Origin of the sequence: Variovorax sp. PAMC26660 (assembly GCF_014302995.1) — a bacterium.
Taxonomy (GTDB): domain Bacteria; phylum Pseudomonadota; class Gammaproteobacteria; order Burkholderiales; family Burkholderiaceae_C; genus Variovorax.
This window is the reverse complement of sequence record NZ_CP060295.1, coordinates 3,135,235-3,152,598: the sequence shown is the minus strand read 5'-3', so window position 1 is coordinate 3,152,598 and position 17,364 is coordinate 3,135,235. Positions and strand designations below refer to the sequence as shown.

14 protein-coding genes are annotated in these 17,364 nt (G+C 67.2%); 8 read left to right on the top strand and 6 right to left on the bottom strand.

From position 1 onward, the window contains the following. Positions 1-56: 56 nt before the first annotated feature. On the top strand, positions 57-1,544 hold the full coding sequence (locus H7F35_RS15115; protein ID WP_261803635.1) for a PLP-dependent aminotransferase family protein: 1,488 nt from the start codon (positions 57-59) through the stop codon (positions 1,542-1,544). Here H7F35_RS15115 and katE read toward each other — a convergent pair. After that, on the bottom strand, positions 1,541-3,727 hold the full coding sequence (katE, locus tag H7F35_RS15110; protein ID WP_261803634.1) for a catalase HPII: 2,187 nt from the start codon (positions 3,725-3,727) through the stop codon (positions 1,541-1,543). The genes H7F35_RS15115 and katE overlap by 4 nt on opposite strands. 32 nt (positions 3,728-3,759) lie before the next feature. Next, positions 3,760-3,909 carry a hypothetical protein gene (locus tag H7F35_RS15105; protein WP_187113636.1) on the bottom strand — a complete coding sequence of 50 codons (150 nt, stop codon included), beginning with the start codon at positions 3,907-3,909 and terminating at the stop codon, positions 3,760-3,762. A gap of 322 nt (positions 3,910-4,231) precedes the next feature. On the opposite strand from H7F35_RS15105, the gene H7F35_RS15100 reads away from it, so the two are divergent. Further along, positions 4,232-5,050 (top strand): transglutaminase-like domain-containing protein, encoded by an 819-nt coding sequence (locus H7F35_RS15100; RefSeq protein ID WP_187113635.1) that lies wholly within the window; start codon positions 4,232-4,234, stop codon positions 5,048-5,050. 140 nt (positions 5,051-5,190) lie between these two features. Here the strand turns inward: H7F35_RS15100 and ligD are convergent, their stop codons facing one another. The 3 genes from ligD to H7F35_RS15085 all read right to left on the bottom strand — a co-directional run bounded on the left by ligD (position 5,191) and on the right by H7F35_RS15085 (position 9,768). After that, positions 5,191-7,713: a DNA ligase D gene (gene ligD, locus H7F35_RS15095; protein ID WP_187113634.1), complete on the bottom strand. Its 2,523-nt coding sequence runs from the start codon at positions 7,711-7,713 to the stop codon at positions 5,191-5,193. 15 nt (positions 7,714-7,728) lie between these two features. Then, on the bottom strand, positions 7,729-8,703 hold the full coding sequence (locus tag H7F35_RS15090) for a Ku protein (RefSeq protein WP_187113633.1): 975 nt from the start codon (positions 8,701-8,703) through the stop codon (positions 7,729-7,731). 63 nt (positions 8,704-8,766) lie between these two features. Continuing rightward, entirely contained in the window at positions 8,767-9,768 is a 1,002-nt protein-coding gene (locus H7F35_RS15085; RefSeq protein WP_187113632.1) for a succinylglutamate desuccinylase/aspartoacylase family protein, read from the bottom strand. Positions 9,769-9,935: 167 nt separating this feature from the next. Here H7F35_RS15085 and H7F35_RS15080 point away from each other — a divergent pair, with 167 nt between their 5' ends. Further along, entirely contained in the window at positions 9,936-10,190 is a 255-nt protein-coding gene (locus H7F35_RS15080; RefSeq protein WP_187113631.1) for a hypothetical protein, read from the top strand. Here H7F35_RS15080 and rpe read toward each other — a convergent pair. After that, complete coding sequence (gene rpe, locus H7F35_RS15075; protein WP_187113630.1) at positions 10,180-10,872, bottom strand: ribulose-phosphate 3-epimerase; 693 nt, start codon at positions 10,870-10,872, stop codon at positions 10,180-10,182. The two genes, H7F35_RS15080 and rpe, sit on opposite strands and share 11 nt — an antisense overlap. 107 nt (positions 10,873-10,979) lie before the next feature. Between rpe and H7F35_RS15070 the strand changes: the two genes are divergently transcribed. From H7F35_RS15070 to H7F35_RS15050, 5 genes are all read left to right on the top strand, one after another. Next, on the top strand, positions 10,980-12,359 hold the full coding sequence (locus H7F35_RS15070; RefSeq protein ID WP_261803633.1) for an RDD family protein: 1,380 nt from the start codon (positions 10,980-10,982) through the stop codon (positions 12,357-12,359). A gap of 40 nt (positions 12,360-12,399) precedes the next feature. Beyond that, positions 12,400-12,795, top strand: a complete 396-nt coding sequence (gene apaG, locus H7F35_RS15065) for a Co2+/Mg2+ efflux protein ApaG (protein WP_187113628.1) — start codon at positions 12,400-12,402, stop codon at positions 12,793-12,795. Positions 12,796-12,828: 33 nt separating this feature from the next. Next, on the top strand, positions 12,829-14,811 hold the full coding sequence (locus tag H7F35_RS15060) for a site-specific recombinase (RefSeq protein ID WP_187113627.1): 1,983 nt from the start codon (positions 12,829-12,831) through the stop codon (positions 14,809-14,811). After that, the gene (locus tag H7F35_RS15055; RefSeq protein WP_187113626.1) at positions 14,808-16,079 is read left to right on the top strand and encodes a cation:proton antiporter; all 1,272 of its coding nucleotides are present in this window, start codon (positions 14,808-14,810) and stop codon (positions 16,077-16,079) included. The genes H7F35_RS15060 and H7F35_RS15055 overlap by 4 nt, the downstream gene beginning before the upstream one ends. A gap of 77 nt (positions 16,080-16,156) precedes the next feature. Further along, positions 16,157-17,281 (top strand): YbdK family carboxylate-amine ligase, encoded by a 1,125-nt coding sequence (locus H7F35_RS15050; RefSeq protein ID WP_187114283.1) that lies wholly within the window; start codon positions 16,157-16,159, stop codon positions 17,279-17,281. The last annotated feature ends 83 nt before the right edge of the window (positions 17,282-17,364 follow it).

The following is a 17,364-nucleotide window of genomic DNA, read 5'->3' as shown; positions in this document are numbered from 1 at the left end:
AGACATCCGGTGGCATCATGCATAGACCCACTCAACCCCCATTCGATGGAGCCACCGTGGACCATCTCGCCCTGCTCGCCGCCTTCGCGCGCGAAGGCCCGCAAGGCCCTGCCACCCGCCAGCACCGGTTGTACGCCTGCCTCCGGTGGGCGATCCTCGGCGGAAAGATCGCGGAGGGCGCCCGGCTTCCTTCTACGCGCGCCCTGGCCGAAGAACTCGGCATGGCCCGCAATTCCGTGCTCTATGCCTACGAGCATTTGGCGGCGGAGGGATTCCTGGTCGGCACCCGTCACGGCACCGTCGTTGTGCGCCTGGGCCTGTCACCTCTCCATGGCCGCGGCACGGGAACCGCGCATGACGCGCAGCGCCCACTGGCGCCACCGCTGGCCCGCCGTGCGGCTCCCCTTCAAGGCGAACAGAACGACACGAACCATTTGCTGCCCCTTTGGCCCGGCACGCCCGCGCTGAACGAATTTCCGCTGGCCGCGTGGCGGCGCTGCATGGAGCGGGCCTGGCGCCAGACCGAGGTGCCGCAGCTGGGCTATGCGCCCGGGCAAGGCCATCTGCGACTGCGAGAAGCGATTGCGCAATACCTGCGCGTGTCGCGCGGCGTGCGGTGCGAGGCGGCGCAGGTGTTCATCTCCGACGGATCCCAGGGCAGCCTGGATCTGTGCGCCCGCATGCTGGCCGATGGGGGTGATACAGCCTGGATCGAGAACCCCGGCTATCCGGGCGCTCGCGCCGCGTTCCAGGCAGCCGACCTCCGGCTGGTGCCCATCGCCGTCGATTCCGAAGGCCTGGCGCCACGCACCGTGGACTGGCACCGCACGCCGCCGAAGCTGATCTACATCACGCCTTCGCACCAATACCCGCTGGGCGCCATGATGAGCCTCGAGCGACGGCTGGCGTTGCTCCGGCAGGCGCGCGAGGCCGGTGCGTGGCTGGTCGAGGACGACTACGACAGCGAATTCCGCAGCGACGGGATTCCGCTGTCTGCCGTGCAGGGGCTGGATGCGCACGCGCCGGTGGTCTACGTCGGCACCTTCAGCAAGACGCTGTTTCCCGCACTTCGCCTGGGCTTCACCGTCGTGCCCGCCACGTTGTCGACAGCATGGCTCGGCGCGATCGCCACCGGCGGCATGCGCGGCCGGCTCGCGGAGCAGATTGCGCTGGCAGACTTCATCGAAAGCGGGCAGTTCACCCTGCATCTGCGCCGCATGCGGCAGCTCTATGCGCAGCGTCGTGAGGCTTTGCAGGCTGCGCTCAAGCGGCACCTGCAGGGCGTGGTCACCGTCTCGGGCGGTGCGGGTGGCATGCACTTGTCGGCGCGGCTCGAGGCGCCGGTCTCCGACGTGGCCGTGAGCCGCGCCGCGCGAGTGCAGGGACTGGGCCTGCGGCCGCTGAGCCCGTTCTGTCTTCCGGGCACCGACGGCTCACGCTACAACGGCTTCGTGCTCGGCTATGCGGGCATGCCTGTCGAGCGGGCCGACGGGCTGGGGCGGCACATGGCGCGGGTTATTGCAGAAGTGTCACGGTCCGGCTAGGCCGGTACCGCGTCGATGTTCGCCCGGTCCCAGTGCCGATGCTTGGCGATCGCCGCGATGAAATCGTGCGCGATCTGCGTGGCGGCCGTGCTGTCGCCCAGGTTGGTGACCGGCGTGGCGGCCACGACGACACCCGAGGGCGCGTCGCTGTCCGCGCCGATGCCCAGCGTCGAGAGCAATTGCACGCCCTCGCCCACCGTGCAGATCGCCTTGCAGTGCTTGTAGGCCTCCAGCACGAAGTGCACCGCATCGCCTGTTGCCGCCATCGCGGCCGCGCTGTCGGCGCCGGCCGGCACCAGCACCGCGTCGAACATCACCGAGGGCGTGTTCGAGAACGTCATGTCGACATCGATCTGCCGCTTGGACGCGCTGGCCACGGTGCCGAGCTTCGGGCCCACCACCTTGCATTGCGCACCCGCCTGTTCGAGCGCATCGCGGATCGGCTTGAGCGAAGCGGAATCGACGCCATCGGCCACGAGGATCGCGATCTTGCGTGTGCGGATCGAGCCGTCGCCGGTGTCGGCCATGCTCAGCGCCGGCGACTCGTCGATCGGCAGCGCGATGCGGTGGTCGCGAAAACCGGCACGGCCTGCGGCGGCCTTGGCATCGGGCTCGCCGATGCCCAGCGGCTCGGCCACGCGGCGCGCAAGTTTCTCGTCCACGTGCGCGAGGTTGTCGACCATGCGCTGGCGAATCGCCGGCACTTCGAGCTTCGACAGCTCGAAGCGGAAGGCCGCGACGATGTGTTCCTTCTCGGCCGCACTCTGGCTGTTGAAGAACAGGCGCGCCTGAGTGAAATGGTCGTCGAACGAAGGGCTGCGCCGGCGCACCTTCGGCGGATCGATCTCTTCGGGGAACGACTGAAAGCCGTTGCTGCCCCCATCGACACGAAACTCGGTGCCGCTGCCCAGCGTATTGGGCTCATAAGCCACCTGGCCGCGCGCGATGCTCTGGCGGTGCATGCCGTCGCGCTGCATGTTGTGGAACGGGCACACGGCCTTGTTGATCGGCAGTTCGTGGAAGTTGGCACCGCCCAGGCGCGAGATCTGCGTGTCGGTGTACGAGAACAGGCGCCCCTGCAGCAGCGGGTCGTTGCTGAAGTCGATGCCGGGCACCACGTGGCCGGGGTGGAAGGCCACCTGCTCGGTCTCGGCAAAGAAGTTGTCGGGGTTGCGGTTGAGCACCAGCTTGCCGATCTTCTGCACGGGCACCATTTCCTCGGGAATGAGCTTGGTGGGGTCGAGCAGGTCGAAGCCGAGCGAATGCTCCTTGTCCTGCGGAATGATCTGCACGCCGAGTTCCCATTCAGGGAAGTCGCCGTTCTCGATGGCTTCCCACAGGTCGCGGCGATGGAAGTCGGCGTCCTTGCCGGCGATCTTCTGTGCTTCATCCCACACCAGGCCGTGGATGCCGAGCTTGGGCTTCCAGTGGAACTTCACGAAGTGGCTCTCGCCGCGGCCGTTGATGAAGCGAAAGGTGTGGACGCCAAAGCCTTCCATCATGCGCAGGCTGCGCGGAATGGCGCGGTCGCTCATGGCCCACATCAGCATGTGGGTGCTCTCGGGCATCAGCGAGGCGAAGTCCCAGAAGGTGTCGTGCGCGCTCGCGGCCTGCGGCATCTCGTGGTGCGGCTCGGGCTTCACGGCGTGAATGAGGTCGGGAAACTTCATCGCGTCCTGGATGAAGAACACCGGAATGTTGTTGCCCACAAGGTCGTAGTTGCCTTCGCGGGTGTAGAACTTGACGGCAAAGCCACGCACGTCGCGCACCGTATCGGCGGATCCGCGCGAGCCGGCCACGGTCGAGAAGCGCACGAAAACGGGCGTCTTCTGGTCGGGGTCCTGAAGAAAGTCGGCGCAGGTGAACTGCGACATCGACTTGTAGACCTGGAAGTAGCCATGCGCCGCAGAGCCGCGCGCATGCACGGCACGCTCGGGAATGCGCTCGTGGTCGAAGTGCGTGATCTTCTCGCGCAGGATGAAGTCTTCGAGCAGCGTGGGCCCGCGCACGCCGGCCTTGAGCGAGTTGTGGTTGTCCGGAATCTGCAGACCCTGGTTGGTGGTCAGGGTCGACGGATGTTCGACGGTAAAGCCTTCGAGCTGCTGCTGCTTGGCGTTGCTGCCGTCACCCGTCTTGGCGGTGCTGGCGCGGCGGCCTGCGGCGGCCTTGTTCTGTGGCGTCATCGTGGACCTGGAATCTTTCATGGGGAGGGCGCTCAGCCCGCTTCGTTGCTGTCGAGGAACATGTCGAGCACGTTCACCAACGCGATCAGGCAGATGCATCCCGCAACGGCGGCGACGGCCCAGACAAGGATCTCGTCGCCCCACGCGGTGGTGAGCGAGTCGAAAAGCGATGAAATCTCCATGATTCCCTCCAAGGAAACAGACGGACCGGCGCGCGGTGGCGGGGTTTGCAAGCGAAATGCAAGGTTATGTTTCGCGCGGGCCGCCAACCGTAGTGGCCGCCCTCCCCCCTCTGTGGGAGAAGGAGCGAGTGCGCAGTAGGAGCGCGCCGACAGCGCATCGCGGCGGCCTACGCAGCTTCGGGCGTCCTGGCCGCGCGACGTTCAGGGGCGTGTCGCATAGCATGGGGCAGAAGGCGGCATCAATCGTGCTTGCTGTCTTCACTGTGTCTCGCGCACCGGGCGCAATCACCCGGATCACCCCAGGGAAGAAAGAAAGAACGCCATGCAGATCAGGATCGGTTTCGACATCGAACTCGGCGTCACCGCCCCCACGGCGTTGATCTACATGCTGCAGGTGCATCCGTCGCGCACGGCGGACCTGCAGGGCAGCGAGCACATCACCATCAGCCCGCCGCTGGTGACCGACCATTACAAGGACAACTTCGACAACCACTGTGCTCGGGTGCATGTGCCCTTTGGCGTGAGCAGCGTGCGGCTGCGCAACCATGCGGTGGTGTACGACACCGGTTGGCCCGATCCGGTGGACCTGGGGGCTCTGGAGCACGCGGCGGCGGACCTGCCGGTATCGACCTTGCCGTTCGTGCTGCCGAGCCGCTACTGTGAAGTCGACAGCGAGCTGCTGCAGTTCGCCTGGGCGAATTTCTCGAACGTGCCGCCGGGCTGGTCTCGCGTGCAGGCGATCTGCGACTTCGTGCACCGGCACCTGCGCTTCGACTACCAGAATGCACGCGCCACGCGCACCGCGCTCGAAGGCTATCGCGAGGGCACCGGCGTGTGCCGCGACTTCGCGCACCTGGCGATCACGCTGTGCCGTTGCATGAACATTCCGGCGCGCTACGTGACGGGCTACCTCGGCGACATCGGCATTCCGCCGGTGCGCTATCCGATGGACTTCAGCGCATGGTTCGAGGTGTACCTGGGCAACCGCTGGCACACCTTCGATGCGCGCCACAACACGCCACGCATCGGCCGCGTGGTGCTGGCGCGCGGACGCGATGCGGCCGATGTGCCGATCACGATGGTGTTCGGGGCGAACACGCTGCAGCGTTTTGATGTGACGACGGAAGAAGTGCTGCAGTAGCTCTGGCTTTGCTCCTTCCCCTTCCGGGGGAAGGCTGGGATGGGGGCAGGCCTTCGATCAGGCGCCGCGCTTTGGTTGAGGCCGTCGTGCCCCCACCCCAACCCTCCCCCAGCGGGGGAGGGAGAAATACCAAGAGGCCGCTACTTGTTGTAGCCCAGCGTCTTCATCGCAGCGGCCAGCCCCTCGCGGCTGCGCTCCATCGCGGCCCAGGGCTTGTTGCCGATCTCGAAGCGCTCGCCCACGTTGGTCACGGTCCACTGCGCGGCGCTGGTCAACGCAGGCAATTCGTCCCACCCCAGCGGCACCGACACACCAAGCCCCGGCCGCGAACGCGCCGACCATGCGCTGACGGTGGTGGCACCGAAGCCGTTGCGCAGGTAGTCGACAAAGACCTTCCCCACGCGATTGCGCGGCCCGCTCTTGGCGACGAAGCGCTCCGGAATCGTCTGCGCCAGATGCGCCACCACGGCCTGCGAGAAGCCCTTGACGGTGTCCCAGTCGTACCGCCGCCGGATCGGCACGACCACATGCAGGCCCTTGCCGCCGCTGGTCTTGAGGAAGGACGGCAGGCCCAGTTCGTCGAGCAGCGTACGCACCAGCAAAGCGGCTTCCTGGATCTGCGGCCACGCCACGCCTTCGCCGGGGTCGAGGTCGAAGGTCATGCGGTCGGGCTTGCCGATGGCGCGCGAAGTCGCGTTCCAGGTGTGCAGTTCGATCACATTCATCTGCGCGGCGCCGAGCAGACCCTGCTTCGTGTCGATCTGCAGCAGCGGCTCGTGGCCCGGATCGAGCGCGGGATCGAGCAGGTGCACGCCGGGAATCTCGCGGCCCTGCACGTGCTTCTGGAAGAACAACTCTCCGCCCACGCCTTCCGGTGCACGCACCAGCGACACGGGCCGGCCGCGCAGATGCGGCAGTATGAGCTTGGCGACGCTCTCGTAGTAGGTCGCGAGTTCGCCCTTGGTGATGCCGCTTTGCGCGTCGATCACGCGGTCGGCATGAGTGATTTTTTGAGCCATGGCGGTCGCGGGTCCTTTCTTCTTCTTTGCTGGCTGCGCTCGCTCACGCTGGATCTCGCGCGCCGGCTTGTCGGCGCGCAGCCCCTGGAACACCGCCTGGCGCACGCGGTCTTCGCGCGTCCATTCGCCGAAGGACACCTCGGCCACCAGCGTGGGTTGGACCCACCGGGCCTTCACGCCGCGCGGTATCGGCGCGAAGGGGCAGTCGTCGGTGGCCAGCTTGTCGAGCCTGGCCTTGATATCGACAAGCCGGCCGGCATCGAAGCCCGTGCCCACGTTGCCGCAGTAACGCAGGCGCCCGGTAGCTTCATCGTGCACACCCAGCAGCAAAGCGCCGAAGCCCGCACGCGATCCCTTGGGCGCCGTGTAGCCGCCGATCACGAACTCCTGCCGCTGCTGGTTCTTGAGCTTGATCCAGTCGGGCGAGCGACGCGACACATAGGCCGAGCCCTTGCGCTTGCCGACGATGCCCTCGAAGCCGATGCGTGCGGACGACGCGAGCAGGTCGTGCGGCGAAGCGTCGAAGGTATCGCTCAGGCGCAGTGGCGCGGGTGGCTTCTTGCCGAGCAGGCGGGCGAGCTGCGCGCGCCGCACTTCGACCGGCGCATCACGCAAGTCATCGCCATCGAGAAAGGGCGCGTCGAACAGCCAATAGACGATGGACGACGTCGCGCCGCTGTCGAAGGCGTTCTGCAGCGCCTGGAAGTCGGGCGCGCCGTTCTCGCCCTCGACCGTGATCTCGCCGTCGAGCCAGGCCGAGTCGGTGGGGAGCTGGGCCAATGCCTTCGCCAGCGTGGGCAGCTTCGCGGTCCAGTCGTGGCCGTTGCGGGTGAAGCAGCGGACCTTGCCTTTCTCGATGCGCGTGAGCAGGCGGTAGCCGTCGAACTTGAGTTCGTAGAGCCAGTCGTCGGGCGAGGCCGGCGGTGACGCGGCCAAGGTGGCGAGTTGGGGCTGCAGGGTCGCGGGCAGCGCGGTCTTTGTTGCAGGCTTGTTTGCTGGCTTCTTTGCCGCTGCCTTCTTGGCGGGCGCCTTGGCCGCCACTTTCTTCGGAGGACTGCTCACCTCGTCCACGCCGCGCCCGGTCAGCACGCTCGAGGGCTGTTCTTCGAGCACGTCGTAGTCGGCGAGCGCACGCGCCTCGCCGTCACGCTCCTTGATGAGCAGCCACGGCTCGTGCTTTTCATCGCCCTTGCCGTGCATGCGCACCAGTGTCCAGTGGCCATTCAGCTTCTCGCCGCGCAGCTCGAACTTGAGCTTGCCGGCCGCGAGTGCCTTGCGCGCATCGCCATCGGGCAGCCAGTCGCCGCGGTCCCAGACGATCACGGTGCCGGCGCCGTACTGCTTCGGCGGGATGGTGCCCTCGAAATCCGCGTACGAGATCGGATGGTCTTCCACGTGCACGGCCATGCGTTTCACCGTCGGATCAAGGCAAGGCCCCTTGGGCACGGCCCAACTCTTGAGCGTGCCGTCGAGTTCGAGCCGGAAGTCGTAGTGCAGGTGGCTCGCGTGGTGCTTCTGGATGACGAAGGACAGCACGCGCTTGCCCGTGCTGCCGCCCGTTCGGGGCTCCGGCGTGCGCGAGAAATCGCGCTTGCCGTGGTAGCGCGCCAGTGCCTTGCGCGCGGTCGATGCGGTGGTGCCCATCGCGTCGTTGCTCCGTCAGGCCACGCGGCGATGGCGGGCGGTGGTCTTGCTGGCGGTCTTGACGACCTTCGCGGCGGGCTTGCGCTTCTTGGCTGCGGGCTTTGCTGCCGGCGCGTCTTCTTCATCGTCGCCTTCTTCTTTATCGGCCGCCTTGGCCTTGCCGCCCTTGCGCAGGCTGCGTTGCAGCAGCTCGGTCAGGTCGATGATCTTGGCGCCGCGGCTTTCCGTGGACTGGCCTTCTTCAGGCTCCGGCTGCGTCACGGTCTCGGTCTGGCCCGCCTTCACCTTGCGATCGACCAGCCGCAGGATCTCGTCCTTGAACTCGTCCTTGAATTCGCCCGGGTCCCACTCGGCGCTCATGTCGTCGACGAGTTGCCTGGCCATCTTGAGTTCGCGATCGCTCAGGCCGGCCTTCTTCGCGTCTTCGGACGGCAGCGGCAGGTCGGTCCAAGGCCGGATGTCGGCACCCCAGCGCAACAGGTTCAACACGAGGCCGGGCCCGACAGGCACCAGCACCGCGAGATGCTGCTTGGTCTGGATCACGACGCGGGCCACGCCCACGCGACCGCTGCGCTGCAGCGTTTCGCGCAGCAGTGCATAGACCTTCGCGCCCCGGTTGATCGGCGCCACGTAGTAGGGCCGTTCGAGATACACGAAGGGAATGCCGTTGGCGGGCACGAAGGTCTCGATCTCGATGGTCTGCGTGGTCTTGGGGTACGCAGCGGAGATTTCCTTGTCGCTGAGCACCACGTACTCGCCACTCTCGTACTCGACGCCCTTGACGATGTTCTCGCGCGCGATTTCCTTGCCGGTCTTCTTGTTGATGCGCTTGTAGCCGACCGGGTCCATGCTGCGCTTGTCGAGCCAGTCGAAGTCGATGCCGTGGTCGGTGGTGGCCGAGTAGAGCGCCACCGGAATGTGGACAAGGCCGAAGCTGATCGCGCCCTTCCACAGGACGCGCGGCGCGGGGGCTTTTCTAGAGACGGGCATGGGCACACTCCTTCGGTCTCGGAATGTGCACCGCGCGTGGCCGCGCGATGTAGGAGCGTGGCCTCAGGCGGCGCCAGCCACCGGCCCAAGCTGGCGTTCGCTCGGATGCGCGAAGTAGAACCACTCGGCGCCGGGCAGCGCCAGTGCGTTGGGGAACACGATGAAGCCGTCGTCGGGTGCGTTCAGCATCGTGCCGTCGTGGCGCATGCCGATGGGTTCGCCGCGCTGCACTTCGTCGAAGGTGGCCCAGTCGCGCACGAAGCTGTCGTCCTCGTGCAGGCGGTCGGTCACGCTCGCCAGTCGCAGCAGCTTGGGCGGCTGGGCAGATGCGCCCGCCAGGCCCGGCGGCAGCGGTGCCATGCCCAGCAGCGCGAGCGTGCGGCGAATGGCGCGCCACGCCACCTCGGGCGCCTGCGGGTCCTGGTGCTGGCCGCATTCGAGCGTGACGCCGTAGCCGCCGCAACTGCGGATGTATTCGTTGGTGCCGCGGCCGAAGTCGAGCGCCGCCTCGTCGGCCGGCGCACCGCCGGCGCGTTGCGCAAGGCCGGCTGCGTAGATGTCGAGCCAGCCTTCCACCACGATGGGCGTGCCGATGTGCAGCGCGAGCTGGCCTTCTTCGTACGAGCGGGCGAAGGGCTCCAGCGTGCCGGTGTTGTCGCGCGGGCCGATCATCGCGAAGGCCTCGCCCTCGCTCTGGAAGGAGTGCAGGTCGAGCAGCACGTCGTGGCGCGCGATCAACGGGGCCAGTCGGTTGGTGATGCGGGCTTCGTAGTCGGCGGGGTCTTCGGTCGGGCGAAACAGGCGGTTGAGGTTGCGTTCGCCTTCGCGCTGCAGGCGCCGGCGCGCGAGCGGGTTGGCAATAGGCACCACCGTCAGCTCGCCGCGCTGAAGTTGCAGCAAACCAGCGTCGAATTCGGCCAGGATGCGCTCGATGCCTTCGGTGCCGCAGGTCTCGTCGCCGTGCACGCCCCCGATCACGAGCAGACGCGGGCCGGGGTTCAGCGAGGCGAAGGTGTGGATGCGCAGGCTGTCGATGGCCGCGCCGTCAAAAGGATCGGAAGACATGCGGGGGATTATTGCGGAGCCCTCTCCCTGCCCGCAAAGACGCTATTCGTTGCATGGCAGACGATCCGGCGCCTACAGGGGCTGCCTTGCCTGTCCTACCGCCCGGCCGGCCGCTGCGGGGCAGGCTGCGTTTTCGAGTTTCAAAACGCCGACCGAAGGAGCCCCGCATGAGCCCAAGCAAGACCCAGCCCAGCGATCCGGTGAAGGACGCGGGCGGCGGCAAGACCAAGGTGGAACAGGCCGGCGAATCCGCGCCGCGCCTGCCGAATGAGCACGATCAGTCGTCCGACAGCCAGAAGTCGCTGGACGGCAAGCCGTCCGAGAAGGGCCGCAAGGCCCATGACGACGTGGAGCGCGGCCTGGTCGACACCGACCAGGGCCTGGAGGCCAACCGCGTCTACAAAGACAAGGTCAGGCGCTGACGCTGGCCAGTTGCTTGCGCATGTCGGCGATCACGCCGCCGTAGTCCTTGGCGTTGAAGATCGCGCTGCCCGCCACGAAGGTGTCCGCGCCGGCCGAGGCCACACGCGCAATGTTGTCGGCCTTGATGCCGCCGTCGACTTCCAGGCGGATGTCGCGACCGCTCTGCTCGATGCGCTTGCGCGTGAGTTCGATCTTGCGCAGGGCCGAGTCGATGAAGCTCTGGCCGCCGAAACCGGGGTTCACGCTCATGATGAGGATGAGGTCGATGTCGTCGATGGCCCAGTCCAGCGCCTCCAGCCCAAGGCCCGGATTGAACACCAGCCCCGCCTTGCAGCCAGCCGCCTTGATGGCCTGGATGCTGCGGTGCACATGGGGCGAAGCGTCGGGGTGGAAGCTGATGTAGTCGGCGCCCGCTTGCGCGAACGAGGCCGCCAGCGCGTCGACCGGCTGGATCATCAGGTGCACGTCGACCGGCACCGGCGTGCCGTCCGCCTTCTTGGCGTAGGGCTTGAGTGCCTGGCAGATCATCGGGCCGAAGGTCAGGTTCGGCACGTAATGGTTGTCCATCACGTCGAAATGGATCCAGTCGGCGCCGGCCGCGATCACGTCGGTCAGTTCTTGGCCGAGGTGCGCGAAGTCGGCGGACAGGATGGAGGGCGCAATGCGGAACGGGGTGCTCATGCCTCCGATTGTCGCTTCAGCCCCCGGCCGTTGTCCTTGGAGCCCTGCATACTTCCCGATACATTTGGCCTGCCGCAAGAGGGCTGGTACGACAAATGGGGGGTCCTATGGACGAGGGTTGGTGGTATGTAGAGGGCGACGACAGGCAGGGTCCGCTGTCGGTCGCGCAGATCCATGAACGCATCCGCGCGGGCACCATTGGCCCGCAGACGCTGGTCTGGCGTCCGGGGCGGCTGGCCTGGAAGCCCCTGCACCAGGTCGAGGAACTGGTGCTGCCCGGCATGCGCATGGAGCCCGTGCTGCTGCCGGACTTCGCGCCCGCCGTCGTGCGCGAGGCACCGCCTTTGCCCGAACCGCGGGCCTTCGACCCGGTGCCTGCGCCGCAGTTCGCACGTTCGGAGCAGGAACCGGAACCGTGGCTGTCGGACGGTCCCGTGGAGGCGCCGGCACCGCAAAGGCGGCCCTCCGGCTTGCCGCCGGCCGGCCCATGGCGTCGCTTTTTCGCCCGCATCCTGGACGTCTGGACGATGTGCGTGCCCGCCGGCTTCTTCATGGGCGCAGTGGTCGGCCGCATCTGGCCGGCCTTTGGCCTGTGGATGGAAACCCCGTCGTCCACGCCGGTGCTCAGTCTCATCTTCCTGCCGTTGGCGCTGCTCTTCGAAGCCGTCGTCTTCGGCCTGTTCGGCACGACGCTCGGCAAGCTGCTGTTCGGCATCCGGGTCACACTGCATGGCGGCGGACGGCCGACCTTCCTTCAATACCTGGGACGCATGGCGCGGATGTACCTGTCCGGCCTCGGACTGGGCGTTCCCTTCGTCACGCTGTTCACCATGGGCCGCCAGTTCTTCGAGGTGAACGCGGGCCGCCCCGCCTCTTACGACGAGAAGCGCTACCAGGTGCAGGCGACGGGAGCGGGCGTGTTTCGTACGGGCGTGGCCGCAACCGCCCTGGTGGGTCTTGTGGCTGGCGTGAGCATCCTCCACCAGCGCGAGGCCGAAAAAAGCATCAGCTACTACGCCGGCTTTGCGTGGACGAACCCCGTCACGAAGCTGCGCGCGGACATCCCTCGCGGCTGGCAGTACCGGGAACAGTCCAACAGCTCGGGGGATGTTGTTCACACCTTCGTCTCCGACAACGTGGTCGCGGTCTTTGCCGTGGAAGGCGGGCTGGAACGGATAAGCCTCGACGAATACCAGCGGGTGTGGGTGCACGCGGTGCGCGTGTCGATGGAACTGGACACGCGCGCCCGCCCGATCAACGTCAAGGGGCGCTTCGGCCTGCAGATGAAGGGCGCCATGGCCTCGGACGCCTCGCGGCACGTCGACGCCACGCTGCTGAAAAGCGGCGGGCAGATCTGGCGGATGGTGCTGGTCGGCACGTCGGACCGCGATCCGGACACGGCCGCCACGGCGGCGTTGCGCGACCAGTTGTTCCAGACCGTTCCGTCCGTGGCCACCGAAGTCGCGCCGAAGGGCGAAACGATCTGAAGCCCGGAGGGCGCCGAGGCCTGCAGTTACCATCGCGGCCATGTCACACAGCCCCTTCAGCGTACAAGTCGAACCACGCTACCTGGCCGAGCAGTCCTCTCCCAAGGACAACATTTACACCTTTTCGTACACGATCACCGTGACGAACACGGGTTCGGTGGCCGCGCAGTTGATCGCCCGCCACTGGCTCATCAACGATGCCTCGGGCCATCCGCAGGAGGTCAAGGGCCTCGGTGTGATCGGCCAGCAGCCGTTGCTGGCCCCCGGCGAATCCTTCCGTTACACCAGCGGTTGCCGCCTTCAGGCCGCGAGCGGCACCATGCACGGCAGCTTCTTCGTGGTGACGGAGGAAGGCGAGCGTTTCGACGTGCCGGTTCCGATGTTCGTGCTCGAAGCCGACATTGGCGGTGCCCCGGTTTCGCGCGTCCTGCACTGAGCACGACGCCCCTTTTTCTTTCCCCCGCTCCCCATGGCTGCTGCATCTCGCGACTTGCAGGGGCTGCTTGCCGGCCTCGACCCCACGGCCGATGTGGCGCAGCGCCACATCTGGCTCATCAATCTCTTCGACTGGCTGCGCGGTGACCGCGCCTCGCCACAGGCGGCCATGGGCCGCGTGCAACTGCTGCTCGACGCCATCGAGGCACGGCCCGAGCTGCGCGAGCGCCTGCGTGCCTGGTGGCGCGCCTTCACGCAGACGGTCGACCTGACGACGCTGCTGGCCGACTACGGCTTCGCGCCGCGCACCGCCTTCGCCAGCGAGCTGGGCGAACGGCTGCGCCGCAAGATCCTGCCCGGCACGCCCGAGACCACCGATGCGTCAGACCTGTTCCGCGTGGTGCTGCCGGGTGTGTTCGATGCAGGCTGGATCGCGCTGCTCGACGAAACCCAACTCGCGCGCATCGGCGCGCTGCTGGCCGACGCGGCCGTGGATGCGGACGGCGCGCCGCGCTGGCGCCACACGGTGATGGACGCCGTCACCTATTGCGCCAGCCAGGTGGTGGCCGCCGGCTTCTCGCCCGAACTGCGGCTGCGCATGAGCACCGAGCAGGCCGCATCGCGCCCCTTCCACGCGCTGATGGCCGACCTCGACGAGCTGCGCGAGCAGATGTTCGAGCAGCCTCCCGGCGAAGAAAGCGAAGAAGCACTGCAAGCCGCCTTCGTGGCCTTCCGCGATCGGCTCGACGCCTGCCGCGCCGGCGCCTCCTCGGTCTACACGCACCTGGAAGACAACGGCATCTCGGTCGGCCTGGTGTTCCGGCTGCGCCAGTTGCGCGAGCGCGTGCTGCGCATTCGCGAGCTGCTCGATTGCCTGATGTCGCCCAACCCCGCGCCCAGCGTGGCGCGGCTGATGGGCCGGCTGGTGCTGGCAGGCGGCGAACGCAACAGCATCCGCGCGCTGATCGCGTCGAACTCTTCGATGCTGGCGGCCAAGGTGACCGAGCGCAGCGCCGAGACCGGCGAGCACTACATCACCCGCGACCGCGCCAGCTACGCGCAGATGGTGAAAAAGGCGGCCGGCGGCGGCGCACTCACGGCCATCACCGTGCTGCTGAAGTTCAGCATCTATGCGCTGGGCCTGTCGGCCTTCTGGGCGGGCCTGAGTTCGGGCCTGATGTATGCGGCGAGCTTCGTCGCGATCCAGCTGCTGCACCTGACGCTCGCCACCAAGCAGCCCGCGATGACGGCGCCCGCGCTGGCGGCGCGGCTGCGGGACATCAAGTCGGACGCCGCCATCGACGATTTCGTCGACGAGGTTGCCAACCTCGTGCGCTCCCAGGTGGCGGCCGTGCTGGGCAATGTGCTGGTGGTGGTGCCGGCGATGCTCGGGCTGGCGCTGCTGGTGCAGCTTGCGCTGGGTCGGCCGCTGCTCGATGCGGCGCACGCCGCGGCCACGCTGCATTCGCTGTCGCTGGCCGGGCCGACCGCGCTTTATGCGGCAATCACCGGCATCCTGCTGTTTTCGGCCAGCATCATCGCCGGATGGACAGAAAACGCCTTTGTCCTGCATCGCATGGACTCCGCCATGCGTTACAACCCACGCATCGGTGCTTTTCTGGGCGCCGCACGGGCCCGCCGCTGGGCCACCTTCATGCGCACACACATCTCAGGCTTCGCCTCCAACATCTCGCTGGGACTCATGCTCGGACTGCTGCCTGCGTTCGCGGGTTTCTTCGGGCTCGGGCTGGATGTGCGCCACGTGACACTCTCGGCCGGGCAGATCGCCGCGGCCGCAGCGTCCACGGGGCTTTCGGTGCTGCAGCAGCCTGCGCTGTGGTGGGCGGTGGCGGCCATTCCGGTCATCGGCGCGCTCAACGTGAGCGTGAGTTTCTATTTCGCCTTCCGGCTGGCGCTGCGCGCGCACAGCGTGAGCCTGGGAGACCGCGCACGCATCCGCAGCGCGATCTGGGCCCGCTGGCGCAGCCGGCCCATCAGCTTTTTCCTACCTGCATGAATTTGACGAGCTTCATCAACGATCTGCTGGGCTTCTGGTCCGAATGGGTCCGCCCCTCGGCCGGCCTGCCCACCGTGCTGTGGTCGCTGCTGCTGGCCGCGGCTGCGGCCTCCGGCCACCTGGTGCGCCGCTACCTGGGCCTGCCCAAAGTCATCGGCTATTCGCTGGTGGGCGCGGTGGTGGGCTTTGCCGGTTTTGAAGGCGCGATCTGGCCGCTGCGCGGCATCAGCCTGTTCCTGCTTGAACTGGGCGTGGCCGTGGTGCTGTTCGAGGCCGGCGGGCGGCTGCCGCTGCGCTGGTTCCGCCACAACCCGATGGTGCTGGTGCAGAGCTTGCTCGAAGCCACGCTCACCTACTTCGGCGTGTTCTGGGTGCTGATGCTGCTGGGCCTGCCCGAGCCGGTGGCCAACCCGATCGCGCTGATGGCCATCGTTGCGTCGCCGGCCGTGCTGAGCCGCGTGATCATCGACACCCGCGCCGCCGGCCCGGTGACCGAACGCGCGATGACGCTGGCCACGCTCAATACCTTCTACGCACTCGCGCTCGGCTATGCGCAGGCCGGACTGATCGAACGCGCGCCGCAGACGCTGCTGCAAAAGCTCTACCCGGTGGCGGTGGTGCTGGGGCTGTCCTTCGTGGTCGGCGCGATCATGGCGCTGGCTCTGCGCTCGGCGCTGCGGGTGATGAGCCCGACCAGCGAGAACACGTCGATCCTGTTGCTGGCGCTCATCGCGGCGGGCGCCGCGCTCACCGCGCACGTCGGCGGCTCGGCACCGCTGGCGGCGCTGATCGGCGGCGTGCTGCTGAAAACGCTCAACCCCAAGCCGTGGGCATGGCAACGGCAGCTCGGCACCGCAGCGTCGCTACTCACCATGCTGATGTTCGTGCTGGTGTCCATCGTCGCGGCGCAGGCCGACTGGACGCTGCCGGTGGCCAGCGTGGTGCTGGCCGTGATCGGCGTGCGCCTGGTCACCAAGATCGCCGGCGTGGCCATTGCCAACCCGGGCAGCGGCGCAAGCTGGAAGCAGGCCTTCTGGGTCGGCTGCGCGATGTCGCCGCTGTCGTCGATCGCGTTGCTGATCGCCTCGAACTTCGCCACCGCCTCGCCCTTGCTCGGCACCATGATCACGCAGGTCGCCCTGCCCTCGATTCTGTTGATGGAGGTGGTGGGCGCGGTGCTTGCCACCGTGGCCATTCATGCGGTGGGCGAAAGCTCGGTGCCATGGGCACCCCAGGCCTTCAGCACCACGGAGGACACGCAGCGATGAGCACCGCCATTCCCACCATCGACCCGGACAGCGACGACGTGCGCTCGGCCCCGCTGCCCTCGGACCCCGAGAGCCGCATGGTCAAGCTGGAGCCTTTCAACAAGTCGGAAGCGCTGTCGCTCGGCGTCGAGCTGGAGCTGCAACTCGTCAACACACACGACTACGACCTCGCGCCGTATGCCGAAGACATGCTGCGGCTGATGGCGCAAACGCCGCTGCCCGGCAGCGTGGTGCCCGAGATGACGTCGAGCATGATCGAGATCTCGACCGACATCTGCCACTCGGCGCAGGACGTGATCACGCAGTTGTCGCCGATCCGCGAAGCGCTGATCCGCAATGCCGACAAGCTCAACATCGCGGTGGTCGGCGGCGGCACGCATGCCTTCCAGCAATGGCACGAGCGCCGCATCTACGACAAGCCGCGCTTTCGCGAACTGTCGGAGCTGTACGGCTACCTGAGCAAGCAGTTCACCATCTTCGGCCAGCATGTGCACATCGGCTGTCCCGATGCCGACTCGGCGCTGCTGATGCTGCACCGCATGTCGCGCTACATCCCGCACTTCATCGCGCTGTCGGCCTCGTCGCCGTTCGTGCAGGGGCAGGACACGCAGTTCGACTCGGCCCGGCTCAACTCGGTGTTCGCGTTCCCGCTGTCGGGCCGCGCGCCCTTTACGCTGAGCTGGAAGGAATTCGAGGCGTATTTCGAGCGCATGACCCGCACCGGCGTCGTGCGCAGCATGAAGGACTTCTACTGGGACATCCGTCCCAAGCCCGAGTTCGGCACCATCGAGATCCGCGTGTTCGACACGCCGCTCACCATCGAGCGCGCCGCCGCGCTCGCAGGCTACGTGCAGTCGCTCGCCGCCTGGTTCCTGCAGGAGCAGCCCTTCGAGCCGTGCGAGGACGACTACCTTGTCTACACCTACAACCGTTTCCAGGCCTGCCGCTTCGGCCTCGACGCGGTGTATGTCGATCCGGCCACCGGCCAGCACATGCCGCTGCGCGAGCACATCCTGATGACGATGACGCAGCTCGAATGGCACAGCGAGGCACTCAACGCCACGCAGGCGCTGGGCGAGCTGCGCACCAGCGTCGAGGCCAACCGCAACGATGCGCGCTGGCTGCGCGAGAAGCAGGGGAAAGAGCGGCTGCTGGCGGAGGTGGTGCGGCAGGCGGCGTTGAGGTTCAGGGGCGCGGCCTGAGGCGACTCGCCTCAACTTCCGGCACAACGAAGCCCGGCATCCAGCGACCAGAGCTTCTGGCCATTGGAAATCCACAACGCGCA

Coding starts and splice junctions, on each gene's coding strand:
- H7F35_RS15085 (WP_187113632.1), bottom strand. CDS start 9,768: ATGTCTTCCGATCCTTTTGACGGCGCGGCCATCGACAGCCTGCGCATC.
- katE (WP_261803634.1), bottom strand. CDS start 3,727: ATGACGCCACAGAACAAGGCCGCCGCAGGCCGCCGCGCCAGCACCGCC.
- ligD (WP_187113634.1), bottom strand. CDS start 7,713: ATGGGCACCACCGCATCGACCGCGCGCAAGGCACTGGCGCGCTACCAC.
- H7F35_RS15070 (WP_261803633.1), top strand. CDS start 10,980: ATGGACGAGGGTTGGTGGTATGTAGAGGGCGACGACAGGCAGGGTCCG.
- rpe (WP_187113630.1), bottom strand. CDS start 10,872: ATGAGCACCCCGTTCCGCATTGCGCCCTCCATCCTGTCCGCCGACTTC.
- H7F35_RS15090 (WP_187113633.1), bottom strand. CDS start 8,703: ATGCCCGTCTCTAGAAAAGCCCCCGCGCCGCGCGTCCTGTGGAAGGGC.
- H7F35_RS15060 (WP_187113627.1), top strand. CDS start 12,829: ATGGCTGCTGCATCTCGCGACTTGCAGGGGCTGCTTGCCGGCCTCGAC.
- H7F35_RS15055 (WP_187113626.1), top strand. CDS start 14,808: ATGAATTTGACGAGCTTCATCAACGATCTGCTGGGCTTCTGGTCCGAA.
- H7F35_RS15105 (WP_187113636.1), bottom strand. CDS start 3,909: ATGGAGATTTCATCGCTTTTCGACTCGCTCACCACCGCGTGGGGCGAC.
- apaG (WP_187113628.1), top strand. CDS start 12,400: ATGTCACACAGCCCCTTCAGCGTACAAGTCGAACCACGCTACCTGGCC.
- H7F35_RS15050 (WP_187114283.1), top strand. CDS start 16,157: ATGGTCAAGCTGGAGCCTTTCAACAAGTCGGAAGCGCTGTCGCTCGGC.
- H7F35_RS15080 (WP_187113631.1), top strand. CDS start 9,936: ATGAGCCCAAGCAAGACCCAGCCCAGCGATCCGGTGAAGGACGCGGGC.
- H7F35_RS15100 (WP_187113635.1), top strand. CDS start 4,232: ATGCAGATCAGGATCGGTTTCGACATCGAACTCGGCGTCACCGCCCCC.